Genomic DNA, 26,112 nt, shown 5'->3' on the forward strand with positions numbered 1-26,112 from the left:
GCGACCTGCACGTGCGCCGGCTGAAGACCCCGGTGCTGCACGGCCTCTCGCTGACGGTGCCGCGTGGGCGGATCGTCGGACTCCTCGGACCGAGCGGGAGCGGCAAGACGACGCTCATGCGTTCGATCGTCGGGGTGCAGGTCGTGCAGTCCGGCACGATCGACGTGCTCGGTCTTCCTGCGGGCTCGCGGGAGCTCCGCCGCCGCGTCGCCTACGTGACGCAGCAGCCGAGCGTCTACGACGACCTGACGGTGCGCCAGAACCTCGCCTACTTCGCGCGCGTGCTCGGCGTCCCGCGGGCGAACGTCGACGAGGCGATCACCCGCACGCACCTCGGCGATGTCGCGGGCCGGCTCGCCGGCTCGCTCTCGGGAGGACAGCGGAGCCGCGTGTCGCTGGCGGCGGCACTGCTCGGCGATGCGGAGCTGCTCGTGCTCGACGAGCCGACGGTCGGACTCGACCCGGTGCTTCGCGTGGAGCTCTGGGACCTGTTCCACCAGTCGGCCGCCGAGGGCGCGACGCTCATCGTCTCGAGCCACGTCATGGATGAGGCCAAGCGCTGCGACCAGCTCCTGCTCATGCGGAACGGCGAACTGCTCGCCGACGCCTCGGTGGCCCATGTGCTGGAGGTGACGGCTACCGACGACATGGAGACCGCGTTCCTCACCCTGATCGAGCGCGCGGCCACGCCGGTGACGGACGAGGACGGCCCGCGATGACGCCGATGCGGACGCTCGCGACAACCGGGCGGGTGCTGAACCAGATCCGCCACGACCCCCGCACGGTCGGACTGCTCCTCGTCGTGCCGAGCCTGCTCATCGGCCTCGTCGCGTGGATCTTCACCGACACCGACGTGTTCGCCGACATCGGGCCGGCGATGATCGCCCTGTTCCCGTTCATCGTGATGTTCCTCGTCACGAGCATCGCGACGCTCCGCGAGCGCCGTGGCGGCACGCTGGAGCGCCTGTTCTCCATGCCGCTCGGCAAGGGCGACTTCATCCTGGGTTACGCGCTCGCCTTCGGCCTGCTCGCGATCTTCCAGACGGCCATCGCGGTGTCGTGGGCGGTCTGGGTGTGCGGCCTCGAGATCGAGGGGTCGATCTGGTTGCTGTTCGCCGTGGCGGTGTCGGACGCACTTCTCGGCACGGCGCTCGGCCTGCTCGCGAGCGCGTTCGCGCGCACCGAGTTCCAGGTCGTCCAGTTCATGCCCGTGCTGGTGTTCCCGCAGATCCTGCTCGGCGGGATCTTCCTGCCGCGCGATCAGCTGCCCGAGGTGCTCGAGGCGATCGGCGACGCACTCCCCCTGAGCTTCGCGATCGACGCGCTGACCGCGGTCGCCGACGGATCGGAGGACGCGGCGTGGATCTGGGGGAAGATCGTCGTGATCTGGGCGTGGATCGTCGGCTCGATCGTGCTCGGGTCGATCACGCTGCGCCGTCGTACGCCCTGACCTCGGAGCGGCCGCCGTGCGCGTCACCGCTGCCGAGGACGCGATCGAGGTAGGGGTTCGCGAACAGCCGTTGCGGGTCGAGCCGATCGCGCACGGCGAGGAAGTCGTCGAATCGCGGGTACACCTCGCGGAGCGTCGCCGCGGTCTGCGTGTGCATCTTGCCCCAGTGCGGTCGACCGCCGAAGGAGCGCATGATCTCCTCCACGCCCGCGAAGTACTCCGCGGGGTCCTCGCGGAAGTAGCGGTGGACGGCCAGGTAGCCGGTCTCCCGCCCGTGTGCGGTCGAGAGCCAGTTCTCGTCGGATGCCGCGGCCCGCACCTCGATCGGGAAGGTGATGCGCCATCCGCGCTGGTCGATGAGCGAGCGGACTGCGCGGAACGCCTCGGGAACGGCCTCGAGCGGGATCGCGTACTCCATCTCGCGGAATCGGACCGACCGGTTCGTCGTGAAGACGTTCGGCGAGAGGTCGCTGAAGTCGCGGTTGCCGGTGAACCGCTCGACGAGGCGCGCGAGCGGCGGCGTCGCCGCCGGCGCGACGAGCCCGAGCGCGCACATGGCGCGGTAGACGCCGTTGGCGAGCACCTCGTCGGAGAGCCAGCGCTCGGTGCGACCCAGCGGCGAGCGGTGCGCGTCGCCCGGCAGGCGCGTGTTCGTCTTCGTCAGCGCGGTCGACGTGTGCGGGAACCAGTAGAACTCGAAGTGGTCGGCCGCATGCACGCGCGGCATCCACTCGTCGAGCACGGAGTCCAGCGCCTCGGTGCGCTCGACGGCGTGCAGCACGAACCGCGGCACCAGCTGCAGCGTGAGCTCGGTGATCACGCCGAGCGCTCCGAGGCCGAGCCGCACCGCGGGCAGCAGTTCGGGCCGTTCGGTCTCGCTCACGGCGAGCACTTCGCCGACGCCCGTCACGAGCTGCGCGCCGACGATCTGCGTCGCGAGACCGCCGAATCCGACGCCCGTGCCATGGGTGCCGGTGGAGGTCGCCCCCGAGATCGTCTGCCGGTCGATGTCGCCCATGTTCGGCATCGCGAGGCCGTACGGCTCGAGCAGTCGGGGCAGTCGATGCAGCGGGGTGCCCGCGCCGAGCGTGACCCGGCCGGTCGCGGCATCCGCATCGATCACGCCCGTGAGGTCGGCGAGGTCGAGCTGGATGTCGGGGGCCACCGCGACGCCGGAGAAGCTGTGGCCCGACCCGACAGGCTTGATGCGACGACCGGATGCCGCGGCGGCGATCACCGCGCGCTGGACCGCCCCGGCGTCCCCGGGCCGTTCGATCCGGTTCGGGCGCACGGATTCCGTTCGACCCCAGTTGCGCCAGACCGCTCCGCTCGCCGTCACAGGAACGCCGTCCCTTCTCCTCGATAGGTCGGCACCGAGCCGACGACCTCGTCGCCGTCGACGACGGCGAACCCGTTCAGGTGCTCGGCGAGTTCGCCGGACTTCGTGTGCCGCAGCCAGATCCGGTCGCCCGGGCGCAGGCGCCCCGCCCCCGCGCCGGTGACCGGGGTCTGCACCTCGCCCGCGCCCTCGCGCGGCAGCATGCGGAGCCCCTCGGGCCAGACCACCCGCGGGAGCCGGTCGGCCGCCGGCGGGCCGGACGCGATCCAACCGCCGCCCAGGATCGTCGCGTGACGCGGGCTCGGCGACCGCACGACGTCGAGCGCGAAGGCCGCGGCCGGGGCGGGCGTGAAGTGGGCGTAGCCGTCGAACAGGTGCCCGGCGAGGATGCCCGAGCCTGCGCCGAGTTCGGTCACCGACGGGTCGGCGGCGGTGGCCTCGAGCGATCCGGTGCCGCCGCCGTTGACGAACTCGAGATCGGCGTGGCGGCGCACCGCGGCGACGGCCCGCGCGCGCCGCTCGACGAGCTCGGGCATGGAGCGCGACTGCATCCATCGGTTCACGAGCCCGTCGACCGGACGACCGCGGGGGGCGTTCACGACGCCGGCGACCTGCGCCTCGTACGCCATCACGCCGACGAGCCGGAACCCGCGGCGCTCCGCGACGTACTCGGCGAGCGCGCCCGCGTCGTCGGGTTCGTGCACCGGCGACCGGCGCACGCCGAGGTGGCCGAGCACCGGCGCGTGCCACGAGGCGTCGAGTTCGAGGCAGAGGCGGATCTCCTCGCGCTCGCCCGGCGGGATGACCGCGTCGACGAGGTCGAGCTGCTCCGGCGAGTCGACCATGAGCGTGATCCGCCGCGCGAGGTCGGCGTCGGTCGCGACCCGGCGGATCCCGGCGGTCTCCGCCGTCGGGTAGCCGACCACGAGGTCGTCGAGCCGCGGCATCCGCTCTGCCAGCCAGATCGCCTCGGCCAACGTGTAGGCGAGCACGCCCCGGTAGCCGGGCAGGGCGAGCAGGGCCTCCACGACCGCGCGCACGCGGATCGACTTCGTGGCGATCCGGATCGGCGTCCCGGCCGCACGACGCAGCATCTCCTGCGCGTTCCAGCGGAGCGCGCCGAGGTGCAGGGCCCCGACGGGGGCGTCGAGGTGACGCGTCGCCGCCGTCATCGCCGGCCAGTGGACGGATGGGTCGAGCCACGGCCTGGCCGCCGGAGAGGGGCGGAGGTCGAGCGCGGCCGTCATCGCACGCTCCGGACTCGCGAGACGGCGACCGCGCCCGCGAACGCGAACACGGCGCCGAGGACGAACACGAGCGTGAACGACCCGGTCGCGACGACGGCCAGGGCTCCGAGCAGCGGCCCGAGCGACTGCGGCACGGCGGTCGCGATGTTCAAGATGCCGAGGTCCTTGCCTCGCGAGGCGGGGTCGGGGAGCACCTGGGTCGCGAGCGCCTGGTCCACGGAGAGGAAGCACCCGTAGGCGAGTCCCAGGAGGCCCGCGGCGACCATCGCGACGCCGAGGTCCGGGAAGACCGCGAGCAGGAGCGCGGCGACGCCCTGCAACGAGGCCGCGAGCAGCACGAAGACGCGGCGGCGGCCGAGCAGGTCGGAGAGCCGCCCGAAGGCGAGCGACGCGACGATCACGAACACCATGTAGATCAGCGTGAGGACGATGAGGTCCTCCTCGGCGTTCGCGTCGCCGAGCCCGAACATCAGGAAGTAGAGGAGCAGGCTCGTCCCGAGTGCGTTGCCGATGGAGACGAGCACGCGGCTGAGCAGGGTCCAGCCGAAGTCCGGGTGCCCGCGCGGGCTGATCCAGAGGCTCGCGAGGATGCCGCGCGCGGTGACCCGCTCCCGCTCGCCGGCCGCGAGGGGCGCTTCGGGGCGGAGGAGGAACGGGACGGCGAGCACCAGGAGCGCGACCGCGACGACGGCGTAGCCCGTGAGCTGCCCCGTGAACACCATGGTGACGAGCACGAGGCCGAGGATGATGCCGACCGCCTGGGGCGCGGACATCCAGCCGGAGACCACGCCGCGCTGGCCAACCGGCACCTGGTCGGAGATGGTCGCGGTGAGCGCCGCGGTCATCACGCAGAAGCCGATCGTCGCACCGACCCACGCGAGGCCGATCGCCCACAGCTCGTGCTGCAGGCCGAGCACCACGAGCGACGCGGCGAACAGCAGCGCACCGCCCGCGATCCACGGGCGACGGCGGCCGTACCGCGACGTGGTGCGGTCCGAGAGCGCCCCGGTCAGCGGGTAGGCGATGACCACGAACAGCGCCGCGATCCCGGAGACCACGCCGAACGCGACGACGCTCTCGATCCAGTCGTCGGGGCGCAGCTCGGCGTCGATCTGCGCGGGCAGCAGCAGCTGCACGGGCGTGAGCTGCGCCATCCAGACACCGAGCCAGGCGGCGGCGAACGCCGCCATCCAGCCGGCGCGAACCGGACGCGTGGGTTCGTCGAAGGCGCCGGAGGCCGTCGGGACGCCCCGCGGGGCGGGCGTGCCGGATGTCGGGGGCGTCGCGGGAGTGGTCGGGGTCGTCGCGTCGCCGCCGTCGGTCCGGGTCACCGGGGGTCCGCCATTCTCGAGAGGGCGTCGGCGGCCGCGCGCGCCGCCGCGAGCGCGGCGTCGTCGTCGCGGTGGACGAGCCAGGTCAGGGTGATGCCGTCGGTGAAGGCGACGAGCACGCCGGCCACCTCGGAGACGGGCGAGCGCCAGGACGCACCGACCCGCTCGGCGGCGAGCGCGAGCGCCTGCTCGGCGAAGTCGGCGTAGCGCCGGTACTGGGCGACGGCGAGCGGATGGCGCTCGGGCGCGCGGAGCGCGTGCTGGGTGAGCTCGAGCATCGCCTGCTCGTGCGCCGGGTCGGCTCGGAGGTGATCGAGGTACCGCACGAAGCCCGCCTCGATGACCTCGCGCAGGTCGCCGTCGACGTCGGGCAGCGGGAGGACGGCCTGCGCCTCGCGGGCGACGACGGTCGAGGTCAGCTCGTCGAGGAAGGCGTCGCGCGAGTCGAACGCGTAGTGGAAGCTCGCGAGCGACATCCCCGCCTCGGCGACGATCGCGCGGGTGGAGGCGCCGGCGATGCCCTCGCGCGCGATGACGCGCAGGCCCGCCTCGATGAGCGCAGGGCGACGCTCGGCGGCTGGCATGCGGGACACGGCGCTCCTTCGGCCTCGGTGGACCTCATCGTCCGACGCCGGTCGGGATGCGATGGCGGGCGTCGGACTGGGACGCTCGTCCCAGTCCGACCCAGTATGCATGCCCCGCGCGCGCCGCACCAGCCTCCCGGTACGCTCGCCTCATGCGCCTCGGGGTTCTCGACGTCGGATCCAACACCGTCCACCTGCTCGTGGTCGACGCGCACCCGGGCGCGCGGCCGATCCCCGCCGCCTCCCACAAGGCGGTGCTCCGGCTGATGCGCTACCTCGACGACGACGGGTCGATCAGTCAGGATGGCGTCGACGCCATCCTCGACGCCGTCCGCGAGGCATCGGCCGTCGCGAAGGAGTCGGGCATCGACGAGCTCCTGGCCTTCGCGACCTCCGCCATCCGCGAGGCGACGAACGGCGCGGAGGTGCTCGCGCTGATCGAGGAGACCGCCGGCATCCACCTCGACGTCCTGAGCGGCGCCGACGAGGCACGGATCACCTTCCTCGCGGTCCGCCGATGGTACGGCTGGTCAGCAGGCCGCATCCTGCTCTTCGACATCGGCGGCGGATCGCTCGAGATCGCGCACGGCGGCGACGAGGTGCCCGACCATGCCCGGTCGGTGCCGCTCGGCGCGGGCCGGTCGACGATCGAGTTCCTGGCCACCGACCCGCCCACCGACGAGCAGGTCGACGCCCTCCGCACGCACGCGCGCGCCGTCCTCCGATCCACGGTCGACGAGATCGGCGGCATCCCCGAGGTCGACCACGTCGTCGGGTCGTCGAAGACGATCAGGTCGCTCGCGCGCCTCGCCGGCAGCACCGAGGAGGGCGTGGGGTCCGAGGAGCGCAGCATCCTCAAGCTCTCGCGCCTCGACGACTGGATCCCCCGGCTCGCCCGCATCCCCGCCGACGCGAGGCCGAACCTCCCCGGCATCACCGCCGACCGCACCTTCCAGATCGTCGCCGGCGCGGTCGTGCTCTCCGAGACGATGCGCGCGTTCAGGGTGAAGACCCTCGAGGTCTCGCCCTGGGCGCTCCGCGAGGGGCTCATCCTGCGCCGCATCGACCGGCTCTCCTGAGACCGCGGGGCCGGGCCACGACGTGGTCCGACGCGAGAGCCATCCGCGGAGCCGGTCGGAGCGCGACCGCGCGCCGACGTTCGCCGATGGTGCTCCCGCTGGGATTCGAACCCAGACTGAGGCGAGTTTAAGTCGCCTGCCTCTGCCGATTGGGCTACGGGAGCGCGGTGCCGGCCCGGGGCCGGCACCGCGTCACAGCATAGAGCGCCCTACTTGGCGGCGATGGCCTTCTCGGCCGGCTTCCCCGACTTCGCGACGGGCTTCTTCGCCTCGGCCCTGGCCGGTGCGGGCGGGGCCGCGACCTCGCCGGCCGGCTTCGGGCGCGCGGCGAAGCGCTCGAACTCGGCGCGGGGGTTCTGCACGGCACGCAGCGAGACGATGTCGCGACCGAGCCAGAAGTTGTTCCACCAGCCCCAGAACACGCGGAACTTGCGCTCCCACGTCGGCATCGCCAGGCCGTGGTAGCCGCGGTGCGCGAACCAGGCGAGGAGGCCGGTGATCGCGATCTTGCCCGACTGGAACGCGCCCGAGCCGACGCCGAGGCCCGCGACGGCGCCGAGGTTCTTGTGGAAGTAATCCTTGGGCTCCTCGCCGCGGAGCACCGCGACGATGTTCTTCGCGAGGAGCTTGCCCTGACGGACGGCGTGCTGCGCGTTCGGCACGCAGTAGCCGCCGACGCCGCCGCCCGAGAGGTCGGGGACGGCCGCGATGTCGCCCGCGGCCCACGCGTCGGGCACGATCTCGTCCTCGTCGCCCACGCGGAGGTCGGCGCGCGTCATGATGCGGCCGCGCTCCTCGACGGGCAGGTCGCTGGTGCGCACGATCGCCGGGTTCGCCATGACACCCGCGGTCCAGACGATCAGGTCGGTCTCGAAGGTCTCGCCCGTCGAGAGCTCGATCCGGCCGTCGACGGCGCTCGTCAGCTGCGTGTCGAGGTGGATCTCGGCGCCGCGCTGCGCGAGGTGCTTGATGACCCAGTGGCTCGTCGGGAGCGACACCTCGGGCATGATGCGGCCCATCGCCTCGATGAGGTGGAAGTGCGTGTCGTCGAACGAGAGCTGCGGGTAGAACTCGAGCAGCGCGCTCGCGAACGAGCGGAGCTCGGCGAACACCTCGATGCCGGCGAAGCCGCCGCCGACGACGACCACCGTCAGCAGGCGGTCGCGCTCGGGGCCGGCGGGGAGGTTCGCGGCCTTGTCGAAGTTCGTGAGCAGGCGGTCGCGGATCGCGACGGCCTCCTCGATCGTCTTGAGCCCGAGGGCCTGGTCGGCGACGCCCGGGATCGGGAACGTGCGCGACACCGCACCACCGGTGACCACGACGACGTCGTAGTCGAACTGCCACGGCTCGCCCACCTCCGGCGTGATGGTCGCGCTCTTCGAGGCGTGGTCGATGCCCGTCACCTTGGCGGTGATGACGTTGGTCTTCTTCAGGTGCCGACGCAGCGCCACCACCGAGTGGCGGGCCTCGATCGAGCCCGCGGCCACCTCGGGGAGGAACGGCTGGTAGGTCATGTACGGCAGCGGGTCGACGACCGTCACCTCGGCTTCGCCCGGACGCAGCCACTTCTCGAGCTTCCACGCCGTGTAGAACCCCGCATAGCCGCCACCGACGATCAGAATCTTGGGCACGGTGAATGGACTCCTTGGATCTGTGCTGACTGCGACTCCTACGCGTCGGACCGCGTGGAACGCCTGATATGCCGAGTGGCGCCGATGCCCAACAGCGCTGCTAGCGTACCAAACCCGGCGACCAGCGAGAGCGGCACCGTGATATAAGACAGCGTCCACGGCGTCGGCAGGAGCGTCTTCGCACTGTCGGCGCGCGGCGCCGGCGGGTCGGCGATCGGCACGATCTCCTGCTCGCCGGTGCCGCCCGAGCCGTCCTGCGCGGGCACCTCGGCGCGCCGATGCACGCGGATCCACTCCTCGAGGCTGCCGAGCGGGTTCTGCTCGACCGCCTCGACCTCGGCCGTGAGCGCGGCGACCGGGTCGATGATGCCGTAGCCGTAGAGCGGCCCCGGCACCTCCTCGCCCTTCGGGTCGGCGGTCCGGATGACCCGGTTGATGACGTTCGCGGCATCCAGCTCCGGGTACTGCGCGCGCACGAGCGCGACGAGCCCCGAGACGAGGGGCGCCGCGGCGCTCGTGCCCGACCACACGACGTGGCTGCCGTCGGGGAGCACCCCCACCAGGTCTTCGCTCGGCCCGGCCACCGCGATCGTGATGCCCTGCGAGCTCGCGTCGAAGCTCGCGTTCTGGTCGCGGTCGACACCGGCGACGGCGAGCACTCCGGGGATCGTCGCGGGCGCGCCCACCTGCGTGGTTCCCGAGCCTCGGTTGCCGGCGGCGGCGACCACCACCACGTCGTTCTCGAACGCGTAGAGGAACGCGTCGTCCCAGCTCTCGGGCCAGTCCGGCGTGTTTCGCGTGAGCGACATGTTGATGACGTCGGCGCCGTTGTCGACCGCCCAGACCACGGCCTCGGCGATCTGCTCGTCGTTCGTCTTGTCGGCGCCCGTCTCGAGCCCGAAGGCGACGGATGCCGTGAGCAGGTCGGCATCGGGCGCGACGCCGATCACGCCGTTGCCCTCGCCCGTGCCGCGGCCGGCGAGCAGCGACGCCACCATCGTGCCGTGCTCCTCCTCCTCGCCGACGGGGGTCTGGCCGTCGGGCGACCCGATGCCCGAGGCATCCGTGCCGCCGACGACGACGCCCTGCAACTCGGCGACGTCGCCGTTCACGCCGGTGTCGATGATCGCGACCTTCACGCCGTCTCCGCGCGACGTGGTCCACGCCTGCGTGAACCCGTAGTCGGTCAGCCAGTACTCCAGGTCGCGGACGGTGTCGGCCTGCGCCGGGGCCGCACCCGACAGGGCGAGCACGCCCGCGACGAGCGCGCCGACGCCGGCGCGCCAGAACCGGCGCCGGACGGCGCGCGGCAGCGGTCGCTCGACGGTTCGCCGAGCGGGGCGGGTGCTGGCGGGGCTCACGCGGTCGGCCCCTCCTCGTCGTCGTCCACGCCGTAGTCGGGGCAGCGGCACACGTCGGGCGACCACGTCGACCGTTCGAGCGCGAGGTCGCCGATCGGGTTCACCCCCGGCCCGGCGGCGAGCGCGTGGCCCGCGAGCGCGTGCAGGCACTTCACGCGGGTCGGCATGCCGCCCGCCGAGACGCCCGCGATCTCCTCGACGACGCCGAACATCTCGCGGTCGGCGAGGTACTGCTCGTGCGCGGCGCGGTAGGCATCGCGCAGTTCGGCGTCGCCGGCGAGCAGCTCGGTGAACTCGACCATGAGCTGCGCCGCCTCGAGGAACGACATCGCCGCCGTCGCGACCGGGTGCGTGAGGTAGTAGAACGTCGGGAAGGGCGTGCCGTCGGACAGCCTCGGCCGCGTCGACACGACCGTCGGCGCACCGCACACGCACCGGGCGGCGATGCCGACGACGTCGCGAGCGGGACGGCCGAGCTGCACCGACACGATCCGGAGGTCGCGCTCGGTGACGGGTTCGAACGGCGGGCGGGTCATCGGTTCCCCTCGTCGGCGGGCTGATCGGTCGGGTCGGCACCCGTCTCGTCGGCGCCGGTGCCGCCCGCGTCGGGCGCCGGCTCCGCGGCATCCGTCGCGCTGGGCGCGAGGCCGGCCGTCATGACCGAGCGCAGCATGGTCTGCATCCAGTCGCCGCGCGCCTCGGTCACCTCGGCGGAGACCGCCCGGTCGGCGGTGGTGACGGTCGCCGGGTCGCGGTCGTCGATCACGAGGTAGCTCACCTCGCCGGGGAGGACGTAGTACAGGCGGTCGCGGGCCTGCGTGACGATGAACGTCTCGTCGTTCCAGCGTTCGCGCTCCCCCTTCAGGCGCGCGACCTCGGCCTCCTGGCGGGCGACGTCGGCCTTCAGCTCGGCGATCTGCTGCCGCTGGTTCGCGTAGGCCGCGATACTCGGCGCGAGGACGACGACGGCGAGCACGAGGACGCCCATCATGATGATCGAGAACCCCGAGAAGCGGATGCCGGCGAGCCACGTCTCCGCGACCTGGCGGATCGACTGGCGTGGCGGGCGCCCGGCGCCCTTCGATCCGATCGCGCCGTCGGAGCGCTTCCCGCTCGACGGGCGCGAGGGACGACGTGCTGCGTTCATCGTCCTCCTCACTCGCCGGAACGACCGACGGGGGCGGCCACCGGCCACCCCCGTCGTCTCGTCTCAGACGCGCATCACGCCGTGAAGCGCGGGAATGCCGAGCGGCCCGCGTACTCCGCGGCCTCGCCGAGCTCCTCTTCGATCCTCAGAAGCTGATTGTACTTCGCGACGCGCTCGGACCGGGCGGGCGCGCCCGTCTTGATCTGGCCGCAGTCGGTCGCGACCGCGAGGTCGGCGATCGTCGTGTCCTCGGTCTCGCCCGAGCGGTGCGAGAGGACGGCGGTGTAGCCGGCGCGCTGCGCGAGCTTGACCGCGTCGAGCGTCTCGGTGAGCGTGCCGATCTGGTTGACCTTCACGAGGATCGAGTTGCCGGCGTGCTTCGCGATGCCGTCGGCGAGGCGCGTCGGGTTCGTGACGAACAGGTCGTCGCCGACGAGCTGCAGCTTGCCGCCGAGCTCGGAGGTGAGCGTCGCCCAGCCCTCCCAGTCGTCCTCGGCCAGCGGGTCCTCGATCGACACGAGCGGGTACGCGGCGGCGAGCTCGGCGTAGTAGGCGCTCATCTCGGCCGCGGTGCGGTCCTGGCCCTCGAACCGGTACGCGCCGTTCTCGAAGAACTCGGTCGACGCGACATCCAGGCCCAGGGCGATGTCGGTGCCGAGCGTGAAGCCGGCCGTGCCGATCGCCTCGGCGATCAGGTCGAGCGCGGCGCGGTTGTTCGCCAGGTCGGGTGCGAAGCCGCCCTCGTCGCCGAGGCCCGTCGAGAGCCCCTTCGACTTCAGCAGGCTCTTCAGCGCGTGGTAGGTCTCGACGCCCCAGCGGAGACCCTCGGAGTAGGTCGGCGCGCCGAGCGGCAGGACCATGAACTCCTGGATGTCGACGCCGGTGTCGGCGTGCGCGCCGCCGTTGATGATGTTCATCATCGGCACGGGCAGCACGTGCGCGTTCGGGCCGCCGAGGTAGCGGAACAGCGGCAGGTCGGCCGAGTCGGCCGCCGCCTTGGCGACCGCGAGCGAGACGCCCAGGATGGCGTTCGCGCCGAGACGTCCCTTGTTGTCGGTGCCGTCGGCCTCGATGAGGGCGGCGTCGACGACGCGCTGGTCGGCGGCATCCAGGTCCTCGACGGCCGGGCCGAGCTCGTCGAGCACGGCGTCGACGGCCTTCTGCACGCCCTTGCCGAGGTAGCGATCGGCCTCGCCGTCGCGAAGCTCGTACGCCTCGAACGCGCCGGTCGACGCTCCCGAGGGCACGGCGGCCCGCGAGACGGTCCCGTCGTCGAGGAGCACCTCGACCTCGACCGTGGGATTGCCGCGCGAATCCAGGATCTCCCGTGCGCCGACAGCTTCGATGAATGCCACAGTGAACTCCTCTGTGATGGGGATGTGCGTGGACGACTCCGTCGTTGCCCGCAGGACAGTCTAGGACCCGGTTCCGAGGCCCGCTCGCGTATGTCGCCGAGGCTCGGGACGGTCAGCGACCGGACGCGACGAGACCGCGCTCGATCGCGATCGTGCGTGAGTCATCGTGACCGACGGAACCCGGGACGGGCCGCCGCCAGCTGCGCAACGGCCGCCGCAGCGCGCGGTGCGCGAGTCCGTCGGCGATCCGTGCGATCCCTTCGACGAGTCGGCGCTCCCGGATCAGCGCGCGTCCCTGCGCGACCTTGCGGACGGACGTCCGCCTCTGGTGGGACCGCCAGACGCGCGCGAGCACGGCCCGGTCCTCCGCCGTGTTCTCGGGCGAATGATAGGCCGTCGCCCAGACCCGGCGAGCGGTGCGGACGTCGCGTCGGCGGTTCGCCGAGGCGTTGCCGACGTGACGGCGATACCGGACGAGCGCTCGGTCGACGACGACGAGCGGCCCGCGCCGGGCGAGCCGGATGGTGAAGTCCCAGTCCTGCCCGACCACGAAGGTCGGGTCGTATCCGCCCGCGGCATCGAACGCCGATCGCCGCATGAGCAGCGTGCCCATCGGCACGACCGGCGTGGCGAGGAACACCTGGTCGATCCCCCGGTACGGGCCGGAGACCGCCCCGTCGGCCAGCCCGAGCTCCTCCCGCGCGATCATCTGGTCGCGGAACGCGCCGTCGTGCACCGGCCCGCCGTCGCCGTCGATGAACTCCGCCCGAGCGAACGCCCCCGAGGCGTCGGAGTGCGCCTCGAGTGCCGTCACGAGCGAGGAGATCAGATCGGGTTCGCAGAGGTCGTCGTCGTCCATGAAGGCGAGGAACCGGCTCGACGGCGCCGCGAGCGCCGCCCCGGCGTTGCGCGCAGCTCCGACGCCGCCGTGCGAGCGGAGCACGAGCGTCACCCTCGGATCGCCGAGGAAGCCGCGCACCACGTCGGGCCCGTCGTCGGCGGATGCGTCGTCGACGACGATGACCTCGAACCGGACGAACGACTGCGCCAGCACCGATCGGAGGGTCTCGGCGATGTACCGACCACGATCGTGCAGCGGGATCACGACGGTGACCACCGGATCGGCTCGCTCGCCGGCTCGTCCGAGGGCGGCGTCCGACGTCATGCCACGAGCATGGCACGAAGCACGCACCGCCCGAGAATCCGCGGGCGCGCGCTACGCGCCCAGTTCGCGGAACTCCAGCGACGCGGCATCCGTCGTCTCGGTCGTGACGGGCGCCCACGCGTCGAAGCCGTCGGCCGACACGCGGTCGAGCAGCCCCCGGAGGTTCTTCACGCGCCGCTCGAACCGCACGCGGGTCCCGGATGCCACGAGCTCGTGCTTGAGCGTCAGCAGCTCACCCGGGGCGACGTCGCTGTCGTGCACGAGCACCACCGAGCGCGGGCGCCCCTCGTCGCGCACGGCGAGCAGGTCCACGATGCGCTCGAAGCCGATCGAGAACCCGCACGCGGGCACCTCCTGGCCGAGGAAGCGTCCGATCATGTGGTCGTAGCGCCCGCCGCCGCCGAGCGAGTAGCCGTGGTCGGGGTGGGCGATCTCGAAGATCGTGCCCGTGTAGTACCCCATGCCGCGGACGAGGGTCGGGTCGAAATCGACCGGCGTGCCCGGCAGCGCGTCGCGAAGTGCGACCAGGTCGTGGAACGCGTCGAGGTCGAGCCATGCGGGCACGTCGGAGAGGTCGTCGGCGAGGTGCCATCCGGCGGCGGCGAGCTGCCGCAGCTCGTCGGCCACGCCCGCCCGGTCGACGCCGATCGTCGCGAGCTCGGCGGCCACGCCGTCGGGGCCGATCTTGTCGAGCTTGTCGATCGTGATGAGCGCGCGCTCGCGAAGGTCGTCGGGAACGCCCCACGAGCCGAGGATGCCCGCCAGGATCCTCCGGTCGTTCAGCCGGATACGGCACCCCTCGAGGCCGAGCGCGTCGAGCGTCGCGACGGTCGCGGTCAGCAGCTCGAGCTCGGCGAGCGGTCCGGCCTCGCCGATGATGTCGATGTCGCACTGCACGAACTGGCGGTAGCGCCCCTTCTGCGGACGCTCGGCCCGCCACACGGGCGCGATCTGGATGGCGCGGAACACCGGCGGGAGCGCCGCGCGGTGCGTCGCGTAGAACCGCGCGAGCGGGACGGTCAGGTCGTAGCGCAAGCCGAGGTCGGCGAGCGAGAGGGCGTCGCCGGATGTCGCGGCCGCCGCGAGGTCGTCGGGCGTGATGCCGCGCTTCATGACCGCGAACGCCAGCTTCTCGTTGTCGCCGCCCAGCCCGGCGTGCAGGCGCGACGAATCCTCCATGACCGGCGTCTCGATCTCGTCGAACCCGTGCGTCGCGTACACGCCGCGGATCACCGAGAGCGCGTGCTCTCGGCGGGCCTTCTCGGCGGGCAGGAAGTCGCGCATGCCGCGCGGGGGCGTCACGGTCTGGGCCATGCGTCCCATTCTTCCAGCAGCGGATGGCGCGCCCGTACGCCGCGGGCTCCGTGGCGCTGCGCGCTACTCGCCGACCGGACCCGACTCGGCGGACCGCACGTCGTCCTGCAGCGAGCGGATCGCGCCGCGCAGCGCGCGCTCGGCGTCGAGCCCCTGCGACCGGGCGGATGCGACGAGCTCGAGCAGCACGTCGCCGAGCTCGTCCTCCGTGGCCGGCGCGGATGCGGCATCCGTCGGCGCCCTGGTCACGCCCACCTTCTCGGCCCTGCCGAGCAGCTTCTGCGCGAGCGCGAGCGCGGGCATGCCCTGCGGCACGCCGTCGAGCACGCTCGTGCGGTGCGGCTTCTCGCTGGCCTTGAGGTCGTCCCAGAAGGCGACCACGTCGGCCGCGGTCTCGGCCTCGCGGTCGCCGAAGACATGCGGATGGCGCGCCACCATCTTCGCCGTCATGTGGCGGGCCACGTCGTCGATGTCGTAGTCCTCGCCGGGGGTGTGCGCAGCGAGGTCTGCGTGGAAGAGCACCTGGTAGAGCACGTCGCCGAGCTCCTCGATCATCTCCTCCCGCGAGCCGGACTCGATCGCGTCGATGAGCTCCCAGCACTCCTCGACGAGGTACTGCACGAGGGATTCGTGGGTCTGCTCGGCGTCCCACGGGCATCCACCGGGGCCGCGGAGGCGCCCGACCATGGCGACGAGCTCGAGCAGGCCGTCACCGGGGGCGGATGTCGCGGCCGCGGCATCCGTCGTCGACCGCTCGCTCGCAGCGTGCCCGCCTGCCGTTCGCGTCATGAGCACCGCCCCCTCACCGGGCCGCGGCGCGACCCGTCGCTGCGAGCCTAGCCGCGGCGCCCGATAGACTCGACGGCAGGGGTGCCGGGAAGTCTGGTCGGCCGACGCGAGCGCGTCGTCGCCCTTCCGCGCGGCTCCGTCCGCCGATCCCGACCCCGTCAGAGGTGCCATGAACTTCCTCCGCTCCGAGCGCGTGTCCGCGTCGCTCCTCCTCGCTGCCGCCGTGCTCGGCCTCGTGCTCGCCAACTCGCCGATCGGGCACGGGCTGATCGAGTTCAAGCACGTGCACCTCGCGATCCCCGGCACCGCGCTCGACCTCTCGCTCGGGCACTGGGTGAGCGACGGGCTGCTCGCGGTCTTCTTCTTCATCGTCGCGGTCGAGTTGCGACGCGAGCTCGTCATCGGCGAGCTCAACAGCTTCTCGAAGGCCGCACTGCCGGCGATCGCGGCCATCGGCGGCGTCGTCGCGCCGGCCCTCGTCTTCCTCGCGTTCGCGGGCAGCGGGCCGACCGCCGACGGATGGCCCGTACCGACCGCGACCGACATCGCGTTCGCACTCGGCGTGCTGGCGATGTTCGGGCGCTTCATCCCGACGCGCGTGCGCGTGTTCCTGCTCGCGCTCGCGGTGCTCGACGACCTCATCGCGATCCTCATCATCGCCTTCTTCTTCACCAGCGACGCCGACCTCACCTACCTCGGGTTCGCCGCGATCACGGTGACCGTGTTCGGCATGATGAGCCGGATGCTGCGGCCCCGCTCGCCGTACGTCCTCGCCCGCCGTGCGCAGTGGCCGCTCATCGTCGTGCTCTGCGTGCTCGCCGTGCTGACGTGGAGCTTCGTCTACCTCTCCGGCGTGCACGCGACGATCGCGGGCGTGATGCTCGGCCTCGTGATGTCGCGTCGCCCCGCGGGCCGAGCCGTGCACAGCCTCGAGCCGTGGTCGAACGCGGTGATCCTGCCGCTCTTCGCGTTCTCGGCGGCGCTCGTCGCGATCCCCGCCGTGCGTCCGAGCGAGCTCGACCCGGCGTTCTGGGGCATCCTCGTCGGCCTGCCGGTCGGCAAGATCGTGGGCATCACGCTCATCGGCGGGCTCGCGACGCTGTTCGTGCACCGCCGCACCGGCGTGCAGCCGCTGACGTGGTCGGACATCGCCGCCGTCGGCGCGCTCGGCGGCATCGGCTTCACGGTGTCGCTGCTGATGAACGAGCTGGCGTTCCGCGAGTACCCGGAGGTCGTCGACCAGGGCACCGTCGCGGTGCTCGTCGGATCGGGCATCGCGATCGTCGTGTCCGCCGTGTTCGTGTCCCTGAAGTCGCGCGCGTACCGCAAGCGCGGCTCGGCGGAGGGCGTCGGCGGGGCGCTCTCGCGCTGAGCGCGCGACGCGGCTGACGCGCGGCCCGCCGTCAGCCCGCCGTCGCCGTCGCGCCCTCGGCGCGCGCGGCCGGCTGCTCCGTCGGGAAGATCACGCCGATCAGGTTCGACACCCATTCGATGAGGTCGGCGTCGCCCGGTGCGTCGCCGCCGGGCGTCGGGAACGGCACGAGGATCACGTCGTTCTGCGCGAAGAGCTTCGCGCCGGGGTACATCCGCTCGAGCCGCACGCGACGCGAGTCGGGGAGCTTCGCGGGCGCGAGACGCAGCTTCGACCCGGTCGCGATGACGTCGGAGAGCCCCGCGAGCTGCGCCTTCCGGCGCAGCCGTGAGACGGCGACGAGGTGCTCGACCGCCTCGGGGAGGTCGCCGTAGCGATCGACGAGCTCCTCGACCACGAGGTCGATCTGGCCCTCCTTCGCCGCCGGACCGCTCGCCGCGGACAGCTTCTGGTACGCCTCGAGGCGAAGCCGCTCGCTGTCGACGTAGTCCTCGGGGATGTGCGCGTCGACGGGGAGCTCGAGCCGGAGCTCGGTCTGCCCCTCGGCGACGTCGCCGCGGAACGCGTTCACGGCCTCGCCGATCATGCGGAGGTAGAGGTCGAAGCCGACGCCCGCGATGTGCCCGGCCTGCTCGGCGCCGAGCAGGTTGCCGGCCCCGCGGATCTCCAGGTCCTTCAGGGCGACCTGCATGCCGCTGCCGAGCTCGTTGTTCGCGGCGATCGTGGAGAGCCGGTCGTGCGCGGTCTCGGAGAGCGGCTTCGCCGGGTCGTACAGGAAGTACGCGTACGCGCGCTCGCGGCCGCGTCCGACGCGGCCGCGCAGCTGGTGCAGCTGCGACAGGCCGTACTTGTCGGCCCGGTCGATGATGATCGTGTTCGCGTTGGAGATGTCGAGCCCGGTCTCGATGATCGTCGTCGAGACCAGCACGTCGAACTTGCGCTCCCAGAAGTCGACGACGATCTGCTCGAGCACGTGCTCGTTGAGCTGGCCGTGCGCGACGGCGATGCGCGCCTCGGGCACGAGCTCGGCGAGCTGCGCGGCCGCGCGGTTGATCGAGGAGACCCGGTTGTGGACGAAGAAGACCTGGCCCTCGCGGAGCATCTCGCGCCGGATCGCGGCGGCGACCTGCTGGTCGGTGTACGGCCCGACGAACGTGAGGATCGGGTGCCGGTCCTCCGGCGGCGTCGCGAGGGTCGACATCTCGCGGATGCCGGTGACGGCCATCTCGAGCGTGCGCGGGATCGGCGTCGCGCTCATCGCGAGGATGTCGACGTTGGTCTTGAGCTTCTTCAGCTGGTCCTTGTGCTCGACGCCGAAGCGCTGCTCCTCGTCGATGACCAGCAGCCCGAGGTCTTTGAACGCCACCTTCTCGGTCAGGATGCGGTGCGTGCCGATGACCATGTCGACGGTGCCGTCGGCGAGGCCCGCGACGGTCTCGCGCACCTCCTTGTCGGTCTGGAACCGGCTGAGCGCGCGGACGTGCACCGGGAACCCGGCGAAGCGTTCGGAGAACGTCTCGAGGTGCTGGCGCACGAGCAGCGTCGTGGGCACGAGCATCGCGACCTGCTTGCCGTCCTGGATCGCCTTGAAGGCGGCGCGCACCGCGACCTCGGTCTTGCCGAACCCGACGTCGCCGGCGAGCAGGCGGTCCATCGGGATCGGCCGTTCCATGTCGGACTTGACCTCGTCGATGGTCTGCAGCTGGTCGGGCGTCTCGGCGTACGGGAACGCCTCTTCGAGCTCGTGCTGCCAGGGCGAGTCCTGCCCGAAGGCGTGCCCCTTGGCCGCCATCCGCGCCGAATAGAGCTTGACGAGCTCGACGGCGATGTCGCGCACGGCCCTGCGTGCGCGGCTCTTCGCCTGCGACCAGTCGCTGCCGCCCATCTTCGACAGGCTCGGCGCCTCGCCGCCGACGTAGCGGCTCAGCAGGTCGAGCTGGTCCATGGGCACGTAGAGCCGGTCGCCGGCCTGGCCGCGCTTGGACGGCGCGTACTCGAGCACGACGTACTCGCGGACCGTCGTCGGGGCCTGCTTGATGCCGGCGGTGCGACTCGGACCCGTCGGCCGGGCGCCCGCGGCGACCTCGCGCTGCACGAGCTCGACGAACCGCCCGATGCCGTGGGTGGAGTGCACGACGTGGTCGCCGGCCTCGAGCTGAAGCGGGTCGACGACGTTGCGGCGCCGGCTCGCGAGCTTCTTCACCTGGCGCGTGTCGTAGCCCGCCGAGCGGCCGTAGAACTCCGCCTCGGCGATGAGCCCGAGCTTCGCCTCGGGCACCTCGAACCCTGCGGCGGCCTGCGCCTGCACGAGGAAGGCGACGCCCGGTTCGAGCTCGTCGGGCACCGACTCGACGATGCGCCCGGCGAGCCCGTGCTCGGCGAGCACGTCGCGCGCCCGCTCGACGAGTCCGTGCCCGGCCGCGGCGACGACGAGGCTCCACCCGTCGCGGAGCCGCTCGCCGACGTGCGCGACCGCGCCCTCGACGTTGCCCTGGAAGCTCGGCACGGTCGTGGCCGCGACGCGCACGTACGCGGCATCCGTCCCGCCTGCGGTCTCGCCGACCGCCTCGGCCGCATCGCCCTGGTCGAAGCTGGAGAAGGTCCACCACACGCGCCCGGGGTCGTGCGACCCCGGCGCGCTGAAGAGCACCGATTCGCGGAGCGCCCGGAGGGTGAGGAAGTCGCCCGCGGCGAGGTCGATGGGCGCCGCGGCGCCCGCGGTCGCGGCATCCCACGCCGCGGCGAGGAACTCGCGGTTCGTCTCCCCCAGGCTGACGGCGCGGCTCGCGACCCGCTCGGGGCCGACGACGGCGACCGCCGAACCCTCGGGCAGGTACGACGTGACGGGCACGAGCCGGTCGAGCAGCGCGGGTGCGAGCGATTCCATGCCCTCGACCGGGATGCCCTCGGCGATGCGCTCGAGCATGCCGGACAGGTTCGGGAACTCGTGCACCATCTCGCGGGCGCGCTGTCGCACGGGCTCGGTGAGGAGCAGTTCCCGGCTCGGGGCGAGGAGCACGCGCTCGACCCCGTCGGGCAGCGATCGCTGGTCGGCGACGGAGAACGCGCGCAGCTCCTCGACCTCGTCGCCGAAGAAGTCGACGCGCACCGGGTGGTCGGCCGTCGGCGGGAAGACGTCGAGGATGCCGCCGCGCACTGCGAACTCGCCGCGCCGCGAGACCATGTCGACGCGCGCGTAGGCGAGGTCGACGAGCCGCGACGAGATGTCGGAGAGGTCGTGCCCGCGCCCGCCCGCGGCCAGCTCGACGGGTGCGATGTCGGCGAGGTTGTCGGCGACGGGCTGCAGCGCTGCGCGCACCGAGGCGACGACGACGAGCGGAGGCCTCGCGCCCTCGGCGCTCCACGCCGCCATCCGCCGGATCGCGTGCAGGCGTCGGCCGACGGTCTCGGCGCTCGGGCTGAGCCGCTCGTGCGGGAGGGTCTCCCACGCGGGGAACTCGAGGACCTCGGCGTCGTCGAGGTACGGCGCGAGCGAGTGCCGGAGCGACTCGCCCTCCCGGCTCGTGGCGGTGACGACGAACAGGACGGGCGGGTGCCCGTTCGCCACACGACGGGACAGCAGGCCGGCGAGCAGGGGCGCGTCGAGACCGGCGGGAGCGGAGAAGTCGGCGTTCCGCTCGGCCTCCGCGAGGGCTCGGTCGATCGTCGAGGCGCGCGAGAGCGCCGTGTTCAAGCCCTGCAGGATCACCGGAGCAGTCTACGCGCGCCCTCCGACATCCCCGCCGGACGGCGGCTCGGCGGCCGACCGGCGCACCGGGTCGGCGGCCGCCGATAGCATGGTCGCCGCCCGCCCCATCGGAAGGACCACCGCATGATCATCGCCGCCGCCGACGGCTCCGCCCTCGGCAACCCCGGTCCTGCGGGCTGGGCCTGGTACGTCTCCGACGACTGCTGGGCGGCGGGCGGATGGCCCCGTGCCACGAACAACCAGGGCGAGCTGACCGCGGTGCTCGAACTGTTCCGCGCGACCGCGCACCTCGACGACGAACTGCTCGTGCAGTGCGACAGCCAGTACGTCATCAACTCGGTCACGAAGTGGATGGCGGGATGGAAGCGGAAGGGATGGCGCAAGGCCGACGGCTCGCCCGTGCTGAACCGCGACCTGCTCGAGCAGCTCGACGAGGCGCTCGCCGGCCGCAGCTTCCGCTTCGAATGGGTGCGCGGGCACGTCGGCCACCCGATGAACGAGGCCGCCGACCTGCGCGCGCGCTCCGTCGCGGAGGCCTACCGCAGCGGCGGCGAGATCCCGTCCGGCCCCGGCTGGACCGGCGACTGCGAGCCCGCCGTCGAGATCGCCTCCACCGAGCCGCCGGTGCCGGCCGCCGCGGCGCTCGTCGACCGGGAGGCCGAGGATGCCGCGCTGTTCGACTTCGACGACCCCGCGGCCGACTGGCGCACGCTCTCGCTCGAGCTGAGCACGGAGGAGCACACGCGGCTGGTCGAGCGCGCCCGCGCGGCCGGGCTCACGCCCGAGGAGTTCCTCCGCGGCCTGATCTGACCGGCGGACGCCCTCCGCGGTCGCCGTATCCGCGCCGCGGGAAACCGACGAGCAGGGTGGGTCTCACGGGCCACGGCGTACGGACCGGAGATACTGAAGCATGTCCTCCTCCGTCGAACGCCGCTCCAATCCGACCGCCTGGGCCGCGTTCTGGGTCGCCCTGGCCGGCCTCGTCCTCATGCCCATCCCTCTGTTCATCGGCCTGATCCTCGGCGGCGGCCTGTCGATCGTCGCCGCGATCCTCGCCGTGATCGCGCTGCTCAAGGGGCTCGCGCGGGGCGGCACGGGCATCGCTCCCGTCGTGTTCGCCGCGATCTTCATCGCGCTCACGTGGGGCGGCATCTCGGTCGGGGGCGGCACCGTCTGGTAGCCCGGCCGGCCGGCGTGCGGACGCCGGCAGCCGAGCCGCCTGCCGTGCGCCATCCGCTGCGTCACGCCGGCGAGTGGAACCGCTGCTGCGCGGCGACGAGGCCGTCCGAGACGACCGCCTCGACGGCGTCCGCGGCATCCGACAGCAGGTTCGGCAGGTCGGCACGCTCGGGCCCGGCGAAGTCGCGCAGCACGTAGTCCGCGGCATCCATCCGCCCCGGCGGGCGGCCGATGCCGACGCGCACGCGCGTGAAGTCGGGCGAGCCGGCGGCTTTCTGGATGTCGCGCAGGCCGTTGTGCCCGCCGTGGCCGCCGCCGCGCTTCAGGCGCACGGTGTCGAACGGGATGTCGAGCTCGTCGTGCACGACGATGAGCCGGTCGACGCCGAGCGAGTAGAACTTCAGCAGCGCCGAGACCGGGCCGCCCGAGGTGTTCATGTAGCCGTTGGGCTTGGCGAGCACCAGCTTCGGCCGGCCCGGGCCGAGGAAGCCCTCGGCGACGCGCGAGGGCGTCTTGTGGCTCTTGAACGTCGCGCCGATGCGGGCGGCGAGCTCGTCGACGACCATCTGGCCGACGTTGTGGCGGTTGCCGGCGTACTGCGCGCCGGGATTGCCGAGCCCGACCACGAGCCAGGTGTTGTCGGGCACGACGTCGTCCTTCCGGCGGTGCAGGAGGCGGTCGATGAGGTTCACGGATGCCTCCGGGCTGGTGGTGGTGGGAACGGCGGAGGGCCCGCGGCCCCGCGAACCGAGCGTACCCGGATGCGGCGCCGCGAGCCCTCGCGACGAGGCGGGATCGACTACTCGGCCGACTCGCCCTCGGTCTCCTCGGCGGGAGCGGCCTCGGCCTCGGCGCCCTCGGCGGCCTCCTCGCCCTCGGCGGCCTCGGGCTCCTCGCCCAGGTCGACCTTCTGCGGCACGTGCACGTTGACGACGAGCGTCTCGGCCTCGCTGATCAGCGTGGCGCCCTTGGGCAGCTCGACGTCCTTCGCGAGCAGCTGGGTGCCATCCTCGAGGCCCTCGACGCTCACGACGACGTTCTCGGGGATGTGCGTCGCCTCGACCTCGAGCAGGAGGGTGTGGGCGTCGAGGTCGGCGATCGTGCCGGCCGCCGGCTCGCCCTCGACGTGCACGGGCACCTCGACCTGGACCTTCTCGCCGCGCTTGATGACCACGAGGTCGATGTGCTCGATGACCTGGTGCACCGGGTCCTTCTGCACGTCCTTCACGAGCGCGAGCTGGCTCTTGCCCGAGATCTGCAGGTCGAGCACGGCGTTCGCCTTGCGGATGAGCAGCGCGGTCTCGTGGCCCGGCAGCGTGAGGTGCTTGGGCTCGGTGCCGTGGCCGTAGAGCACGGCGGGGATCTTGTGGACGGCGCGGATCTTGCGCGCCGCGCCCTTGCCGAACGTCTCGCGCTCCTCGGCGACGATCTTGTTGTCTTCGTCCATGATGGTGGCTCCTTGCGGGCTCGCGGCCCAGGGTGGGTTTCTGTGTGTGTCAACTCGAACGCCCGGGGCTGCGCGTGCAGCCAGCGTGAGGAACAGCCGTGAGTCTGGTTCCACCGCGTCGATAACGGATGCCGCACCGGGACGGGCCCGGCTCCGGCGGCGTCCCTCGCCGAAGTTCAATGGATCAGTCTACCCGACGCCGCAGCCGCGCGACGCGGCCGGGACCGGGCGTCGTCACGGCACCGCGTCGCGGTGATCGCGCGGCAACCCCGCCGTTATGCTCGCCGCATGAGTTCCCGCCTGCACGACCTGGCCGTCGAGCACCTCGGCTCGCGGATCGTGTCGGGCGAGCTCGAGCCGGGAGCCATCCTCCGCACCGAGGTGCTCGAGGCCGAGCTGCGGGTGTCCCGATCGGTCGTCCGCGAGGCGGTTCGCGTCGCGCAGTCGCTCGGGCTCGTCGAGTCCGTGCGACGCGTCGGCATCCGCGTTCGGCCCATGGCCGCGTGGAACCTCTTCGATCCGTCGGTGATCCGGTGGCGGCTGGAGTCCGTGCAGAAGGGGGCGCAGCTGCGCTCGCTCACCGAACTGCGCACGGCGGTCGAGCCGGTGGCGGCCGAGCTCGCGGCGCGGTTCGCGACGCCCGAGCAGGGCGCCGAGCTGATGGGCATCGCGGCCGCGATGCGCGCGGCCGGGCGCGCCGGCGACGCCGACGCGTTCCTCGAGCACGACGTCGAGTTCCATCGGGCCGTGCTGCGCGGCTCGGGCAACGAGATGTTCGCGGCGCTCGGCGACGCGGTCGGCGAGGTCCTGCGGGGCCGCTCGTCGAGCGGGCTGATGCCCGCGCACCCGAGCGAGGATGCGATGCAGTGGCACGTCGACGTCGCCGACGCGATCCTCGCGGGCCGGGCGGACGGCGCGCGCGACGCCATGCTCCGCGTGCTGGGCCGCACGGCGGACGACGTGGAGCGGACCTGGCGCGACATCCCCCGCGCGGCACCCGCCACCTGATCGACGTCACGGCGCGCCATCCGGCTTTCAAGTCATATTTCATCGATGCAATACTGATTGGCGTCTGATTCTTGAACGGCGCCGCCCTGCTAGCGTGGTGCCGGAAACCGCACCGACGCAGGAGCCATGAGCATGCCCGAGAGCACCACCACCGCCAGCGCCAACATCGGGGTCGTCGGCCTCGCCGTCATGGGGTCCAACCTGGCCCGCAACCTCGCCAGCCGCGAGGGCAACACGGTCGCGGTGTTCAACCGCTCCCCCGAGCGCACGCACACCCTGACGAGCGAGCACCCCGAGGCCGGGTTCGTCGCCTCCCAGAGCTATGACGACTTCGTCGCCTCGCTCGCCACGCCCCGCACCGCGATCATCATGGTGCAGGCCGGCAGGGGCACCGACGCCGTCATCTCCGAACTCGTGCAGCGCTTCGAACCGGGCGACATCATCGTCGACGGCGGTAACGCGAACTTCCACGACACCATCCGCCGCGAGGCCGAGATCAAGCCGACGGGCATCCACTTCGTCGGCGCCGGCATCTCCGGCGGCGAGGAGGGCGCGCTCCACGGCCCGTCGATCATGCCCGGCGGCTCGGCCGAGTCGTACGAGACGCTCGGCCCGATCCTCGCCTCGATCGCAGCGGTCGCCGAGGGCGAACCGTGCGTGACCCACATCGGCACCGACGGCGCCGGCCACTTCGTGAAGATGGTGCACAACGGCATCGAGTACGCCGACATGCAGCTCATCGCCGAGGCCTACGACCTCATCCGCCGCGGCACCGGCAAGTCGCCGGCCGAGATCGCCGACGTGTTCGCCGAGTGGAACACGGGCGAGCTCGAGAGCTACCTCATCGAGATCACGGCCGAGGTCCTGCGACAGACGGATGCCGCGACCGGGCAGCCGCTCGTCGACGTCATCCTCGACGAGGCGGGCGCGAAGGGCACGGGCGCGTGGACCGTGCAGAACGCGCTCGACCTCGGCGTGCCCGTGTCGGGCATCGCCGAGGCCGTGTTCGCGCGCTCGCTGAGCTCGAAGCGCGCGCAGCGCGTGGCCGCCGCCGACCTGCCCGGCCCCGACGAGGCGTGGACGGTCGCCCCGGAGGATGCCGACGCGTTCATCGAGGACGTCCGCAAGGCGCTCTACGCGTCGAAGATCATCGCGTACTCGCAGGGCTTCGACGAGATCATCGCCGGCGCCGAGCAGTTCGGCTGGGACGTGCACAAGGGCGACGTCGCGAAGATCTGGCGCGCCGGCTGCATCATCCGGGCGCGGTTCCTCAACCGCATCGCCGAGGCGTACGCCGAGGACCCGTCGCTCGTCGCCCTCGCCGTCGCACCGTACTTCCGCGACGCGATCGCCGGGGGCCAGTCCGCATGGCGGCGCGTCGTCGCGACCGCCGCGCAGGCCGGCATCCCCACCCCCGCCTTCTCGTCCTCGCTCGCCTACTACGACGGGCTCCGCGCCGACCGCCTCCCCGCGGCGCTCATCCAGGGGCAGCGCGACTTCTTCGGCGCGCACACCTACAAGCGGGTCGACCGGGACGGCGTCTTCCACACCCTCTGGTCTGGCGACCGCAGCGAGATCGAGACCACGCCGTCGTCGCACTGAGCG

The 26,112-nt window shown here is 72.4% G+C and carries 23 protein-coding genes and 1 tRNA gene; 8 read left to right on the forward strand and 16 right to left on the reverse strand.

Annotated elements, in window-relative coordinates; translation table 11 throughout:
- The first annotated feature begins 56 nt into the window (after nt 1-56).
- On the forward strand, nt 57-719 hold the full coding sequence (locus tag ACULK2_RS12285; RefSeq protein ID WP_445967603.1) for an ABC transporter ATP-binding protein: 663 nt from the start codon (nt 57-59) through the stop codon (nt 717-719).
- Nucleotides 716-1,450 (forward strand): ABC transporter permease, encoded by a 735-nt coding sequence (locus ACULK2_RS12290; RefSeq protein WP_445967515.1) that lies wholly within the window; start codon nt 716-718, stop codon nt 1,448-1,450. Before ACULK2_RS12285 ends, ACULK2_RS12290 begins: the two co-directional genes overlap by 4 nt.
- Here the strand turns inward: ACULK2_RS12290 and ACULK2_RS12295 are convergent.
- The 4 genes from ACULK2_RS12295 to ACULK2_RS12310 are packed head-to-tail and all read right to left on the reverse strand — an operon-like array spanning nt 1,425 to nt 5,951.
- Entirely contained in the window at nt 1,425-2,789 is a 1,365-nt protein-coding gene (locus ACULK2_RS12295) for a D-arabinono-1,4-lactone oxidase (RefSeq protein ID WP_445967516.1), read from the reverse strand. The two genes, ACULK2_RS12290 and ACULK2_RS12295, sit on opposite strands and share 26 nt — an antisense overlap.
- A complete protein-coding gene (locus ACULK2_RS12300; protein WP_445967517.1) occupies nt 2,786-4,036 on the reverse strand; it encodes an alanine racemase in 1,251 nt (416 codons plus the stop codon). Before ACULK2_RS12300 ends, ACULK2_RS12295 begins: the two co-directional genes overlap by 4 nt.
- The gene (locus ACULK2_RS12305) at nt 4,033-5,367 is read right to left on the reverse strand and encodes an MFS transporter (RefSeq protein ID WP_445967518.1); all 1,335 of its coding nucleotides are present in this window, start codon (nt 5,365-5,367) and stop codon (nt 4,033-4,035) included. The genes ACULK2_RS12300 and ACULK2_RS12305 overlap by 4 nt, the downstream gene beginning before the upstream one ends.
- Nucleotides 5,364-5,951 carry a TetR/AcrR family transcriptional regulator gene (locus tag ACULK2_RS12310; protein ID WP_445967604.1) on the reverse strand — a complete coding sequence of 196 codons (588 nt, stop codon included), beginning with the start codon at nt 5,949-5,951 and terminating at the stop codon, nt 5,364-5,366. Before ACULK2_RS12310 ends, ACULK2_RS12305 begins: the two co-directional genes overlap by 4 nt.
- Before the next feature lie 152 nt (nt 5,952-6,103).
- Between ACULK2_RS12310 and ACULK2_RS12315 the strand changes: the two genes are divergently transcribed.
- Nucleotides 6,104-7,030 carry a Ppx/GppA phosphatase family protein gene (locus ACULK2_RS12315; RefSeq protein WP_445967519.1) on the forward strand — a complete coding sequence of 309 codons (927 nt, stop codon included), beginning with the start codon at nt 6,104-6,106 and terminating at the stop codon, nt 7,028-7,030.
- Between the two features lie 87 nt (nt 7,031-7,117).
- On the opposite strand, the gene ACULK2_RS12320 is transcribed toward ACULK2_RS12315, so the two are convergent.
- The 9 genes from ACULK2_RS12320 to ACULK2_RS12360 all read right to left on the reverse strand — a co-directional run bounded on the left by ACULK2_RS12320 (nt 7,118) and on the right by ACULK2_RS12360 (nt 15,792).
- Nucleotides 7,118-7,194, reverse strand: a tRNA-Leu gene (locus tag ACULK2_RS12320).
- 45 nt (nt 7,195-7,239) lie between these two features.
- The gene (locus ACULK2_RS12325) at nt 7,240-8,661 is read right to left on the reverse strand and encodes an NAD(P)/FAD-dependent oxidoreductase (protein ID WP_445967520.1); all 1,422 of its coding nucleotides are present in this window, start codon (nt 8,659-8,661) and stop codon (nt 7,240-7,242) included.
- Between the two features lie 38 nt (nt 8,662-8,699).
- On the reverse strand, nt 8,700-10,022 hold the full coding sequence (locus tag ACULK2_RS12330) for a S8 family serine peptidase (protein WP_445967521.1): 1,323 nt from the start codon (nt 10,020-10,022) through the stop codon (nt 8,700-8,702).
- Nucleotides 10,019-10,558, reverse strand: a complete 540-nt coding sequence (locus tag ACULK2_RS12335; RefSeq protein ID WP_445967522.1) for a DUF501 domain-containing protein — start codon at nt 10,556-10,558, stop codon at nt 10,019-10,021. Before ACULK2_RS12335 ends, ACULK2_RS12330 begins: the two co-directional genes overlap by 4 nt.
- Nucleotides 10,555-11,169 carry an FtsB family cell division protein gene (locus ACULK2_RS12340; RefSeq protein WP_445967523.1) on the reverse strand — a complete coding sequence of 205 codons (615 nt, stop codon included), beginning with the start codon at nt 11,167-11,169 and terminating at the stop codon, nt 10,555-10,557. Before ACULK2_RS12340 ends, ACULK2_RS12335 begins: the two co-directional genes overlap by 4 nt.
- 74 nt (nt 11,170-11,243) lie before the next feature.
- Complete coding sequence (gene eno / locus ACULK2_RS12345; protein ID WP_445967524.1) at nt 11,244-12,524, reverse strand: phosphopyruvate hydratase; 1,281 nt, start codon at nt 12,522-12,524, stop codon at nt 11,244-11,246.
- Nucleotides 12,525-12,636: 112 nt separating this feature from the next.
- Entirely contained in the window at nt 12,637-13,689 is a 1,053-nt protein-coding gene (locus ACULK2_RS12350) for a glycosyltransferase (RefSeq protein WP_445967525.1), read from the reverse strand.
- Nucleotides 13,690-13,740: 51 nt separating this feature from the next.
- Nucleotides 13,741-15,003 (reverse strand): histidine--tRNA ligase, encoded by a 1,263-nt coding sequence (gene hisS / locus ACULK2_RS12355; protein ID WP_445967526.1) that lies wholly within the window; start codon nt 15,001-15,003, stop codon nt 13,741-13,743.
- A gap of 63 nt (nt 15,004-15,066) precedes the next feature.
- Nucleotides 15,067-15,792, reverse strand: a complete 726-nt coding sequence (locus ACULK2_RS12360; protein ID WP_445967527.1) for a nucleoside triphosphate pyrophosphohydrolase — start codon at nt 15,790-15,792, stop codon at nt 15,067-15,069.
- A 169-nt stretch (nt 15,793-15,961) separates the two neighbouring features.
- On the opposite strand from ACULK2_RS12360, the gene nhaA reads away from it, so the two are divergent.
- Nucleotides 15,962-17,164 (forward strand): Na+/H+ antiporter NhaA, encoded by a 1,203-nt coding sequence (nhaA, locus tag ACULK2_RS12365; protein WP_445967528.1) that lies wholly within the window; start codon nt 15,962-15,964, stop codon nt 17,162-17,164.
- Nucleotides 17,165-17,195: 31 nt separating this feature from the next.
- Here the strand turns inward: nhaA and mfd are convergent, their stop codons facing one another.
- On the reverse strand, nt 17,196-20,873 hold the full coding sequence (gene mfd, locus ACULK2_RS12370; protein WP_445967529.1) for a transcription-repair coupling factor: 3,678 nt from the start codon (nt 20,871-20,873) through the stop codon (nt 17,196-17,198).
- A 123-nt stretch (nt 20,874-20,996) separates the two neighbouring features.
- Here mfd and ACULK2_RS12375 point away from each other — a divergent pair, with 123 nt between their 5' ends.
- Together ACULK2_RS12375 and ACULK2_RS12380 are read left to right on the forward strand one after the other, a co-directional pair.
- Nucleotides 20,997-21,683 (forward strand): RNase H family protein, encoded by a 687-nt coding sequence (locus ACULK2_RS12375; protein ID WP_445967530.1) that lies wholly within the window; start codon nt 20,997-20,999, stop codon nt 21,681-21,683.
- A 100-nt stretch (nt 21,684-21,783) separates the two neighbouring features.
- Nucleotides 21,784-22,053 (forward strand): hypothetical protein, encoded by a 270-nt coding sequence (locus ACULK2_RS12380; protein WP_445967531.1) that lies wholly within the window; start codon nt 21,784-21,786, stop codon nt 22,051-22,053.
- 61 nt (nt 22,054-22,114) lie between these two features.
- Here the strand turns inward: ACULK2_RS12380 and pth are convergent, their stop codons facing one another.
- Both pth and ACULK2_RS12390 read right to left on the reverse strand, forming a co-directional pair.
- Nucleotides 22,115-22,699, reverse strand: coding sequence for an aminoacyl-tRNA hydrolase (gene pth / locus ACULK2_RS12385; protein ID WP_445967605.1), 585 nt, complete (start codon nt 22,697-22,699; stop codon nt 22,115-22,117).
- A 152-nt stretch (nt 22,700-22,851) separates the two neighbouring features.
- Nucleotides 22,852-23,499 carry a 50S ribosomal protein L25/general stress protein Ctc gene (locus ACULK2_RS12390; protein WP_445967532.1) on the reverse strand — a complete coding sequence of 216 codons (648 nt, stop codon included), beginning with the start codon at nt 23,497-23,499 and terminating at the stop codon, nt 22,852-22,854.
- Nucleotides 23,500-23,787: 288 nt separating this feature from the next.
- Between ACULK2_RS12390 and ACULK2_RS12395 the strand changes: the two genes are divergently transcribed.
- On the forward strand, nt 23,788-24,507 hold the full coding sequence (locus ACULK2_RS12395) for a FadR/GntR family transcriptional regulator (protein ID WP_445967533.1): 720 nt from the start codon (nt 23,788-23,790) through the stop codon (nt 24,505-24,507).
- Between the two features lie 132 nt (nt 24,508-24,639).
- A complete protein-coding gene (gnd, locus tag ACULK2_RS12400) occupies nt 24,640-26,109 on the forward strand; it encodes an NADP-dependent phosphogluconate dehydrogenase (protein WP_445967534.1) in 1,470 nt (489 codons plus the stop codon).
- Nucleotides 26,110-26,112: the final 3 nt, after the last annotated feature.

Source organism: Agromyces molybdatiresistens (assembly GCF_052748445.2).

What these genes read in the sequence shown, in the direction of transcription:
- hisS (WP_445967526.1), bottom strand. Translation starts at nt 15,003, where the DNA reads ATGGCCCAGACCGTGACGCCCCCGCGCGGCATGCGCGACTTCCTGCCC.
- ACULK2_RS12390 (WP_445967532.1), bottom strand. Translation starts at nt 23,499, where the DNA reads ATGGACGAAGACAACAAGATCGTCGCCGAGGAGCGCGAGACGTTCGGC.
- ACULK2_RS12290 (WP_445967515.1), top strand. Translation starts at nt 716, where the DNA reads ATGACGCCGATGCGGACGCTCGCGACAACCGGGCGGGTGCTGAACCAG.
- ACULK2_RS12380 (WP_445967531.1), top strand. Translation starts at nt 21,784, where the DNA reads ATGTCCTCCTCCGTCGAACGCCGCTCCAATCCGACCGCCTGGGCCGCG.
- nhaA (WP_445967528.1), top strand. Translation starts at nt 15,962, where the DNA reads ATGAACTTCCTCCGCTCCGAGCGCGTGTCCGCGTCGCTCCTCCTCGCT.
- ACULK2_RS12335 (WP_445967522.1), bottom strand. Translation starts at nt 10,558, where the DNA reads ATGACCCGCCCGCCGTTCGAACCCGTCACCGAGCGCGACCTCCGGATC.
- ACULK2_RS12360 (WP_445967527.1), bottom strand. Translation starts at nt 15,792, where the DNA reads ATGACGCGAACGGCAGGCGGGCACGCTGCGAGCGAGCGGTCGACGACG.
- ACULK2_RS12300 (WP_445967517.1), bottom strand. Translation starts at nt 4,036, where the DNA reads ATGACGGCCGCGCTCGACCTCCGCCCCTCTCCGGCGGCCAGGCCGTGG.
- ACULK2_RS12350 (WP_445967525.1), bottom strand. Translation starts at nt 13,689, where the DNA reads ATGACGTCGGACGCCGCCCTCGGACGAGCCGGCGAGCGAGCCGATCCG.
- ACULK2_RS12395 (WP_445967533.1), top strand. Translation starts at nt 23,788, where the DNA reads ATGAGTTCCCGCCTGCACGACCTGGCCGTCGAGCACCTCGGCTCGCGG.
- ACULK2_RS12315 (WP_445967519.1), top strand. Translation starts at nt 6,104, where the DNA reads ATGCGCCTCGGGGTTCTCGACGTCGGATCCAACACCGTCCACCTGCTC.
- gnd (WP_445967534.1), top strand. Translation starts at nt 24,640, where the DNA reads ATGCCCGAGAGCACCACCACCGCCAGCGCCAACATCGGGGTCGTCGGC.
- ACULK2_RS12310 (WP_445967604.1), bottom strand. Translation starts at nt 5,951, where the DNA reads ATGCCAGCCGCCGAGCGTCGCCCTGCGCTCATCGAGGCGGGCCTGCGC.
- ACULK2_RS12375 (WP_445967530.1), top strand. Translation starts at nt 20,997, where the DNA reads ATGATCATCGCCGCCGCCGACGGCTCCGCCCTCGGCAACCCCGGTCCT.
- ACULK2_RS12340 (WP_445967523.1), bottom strand. Translation starts at nt 11,169, where the DNA reads ATGAACGCAGCACGTCGTCCCTCGCGCCCGTCGAGCGGGAAGCGCTCC.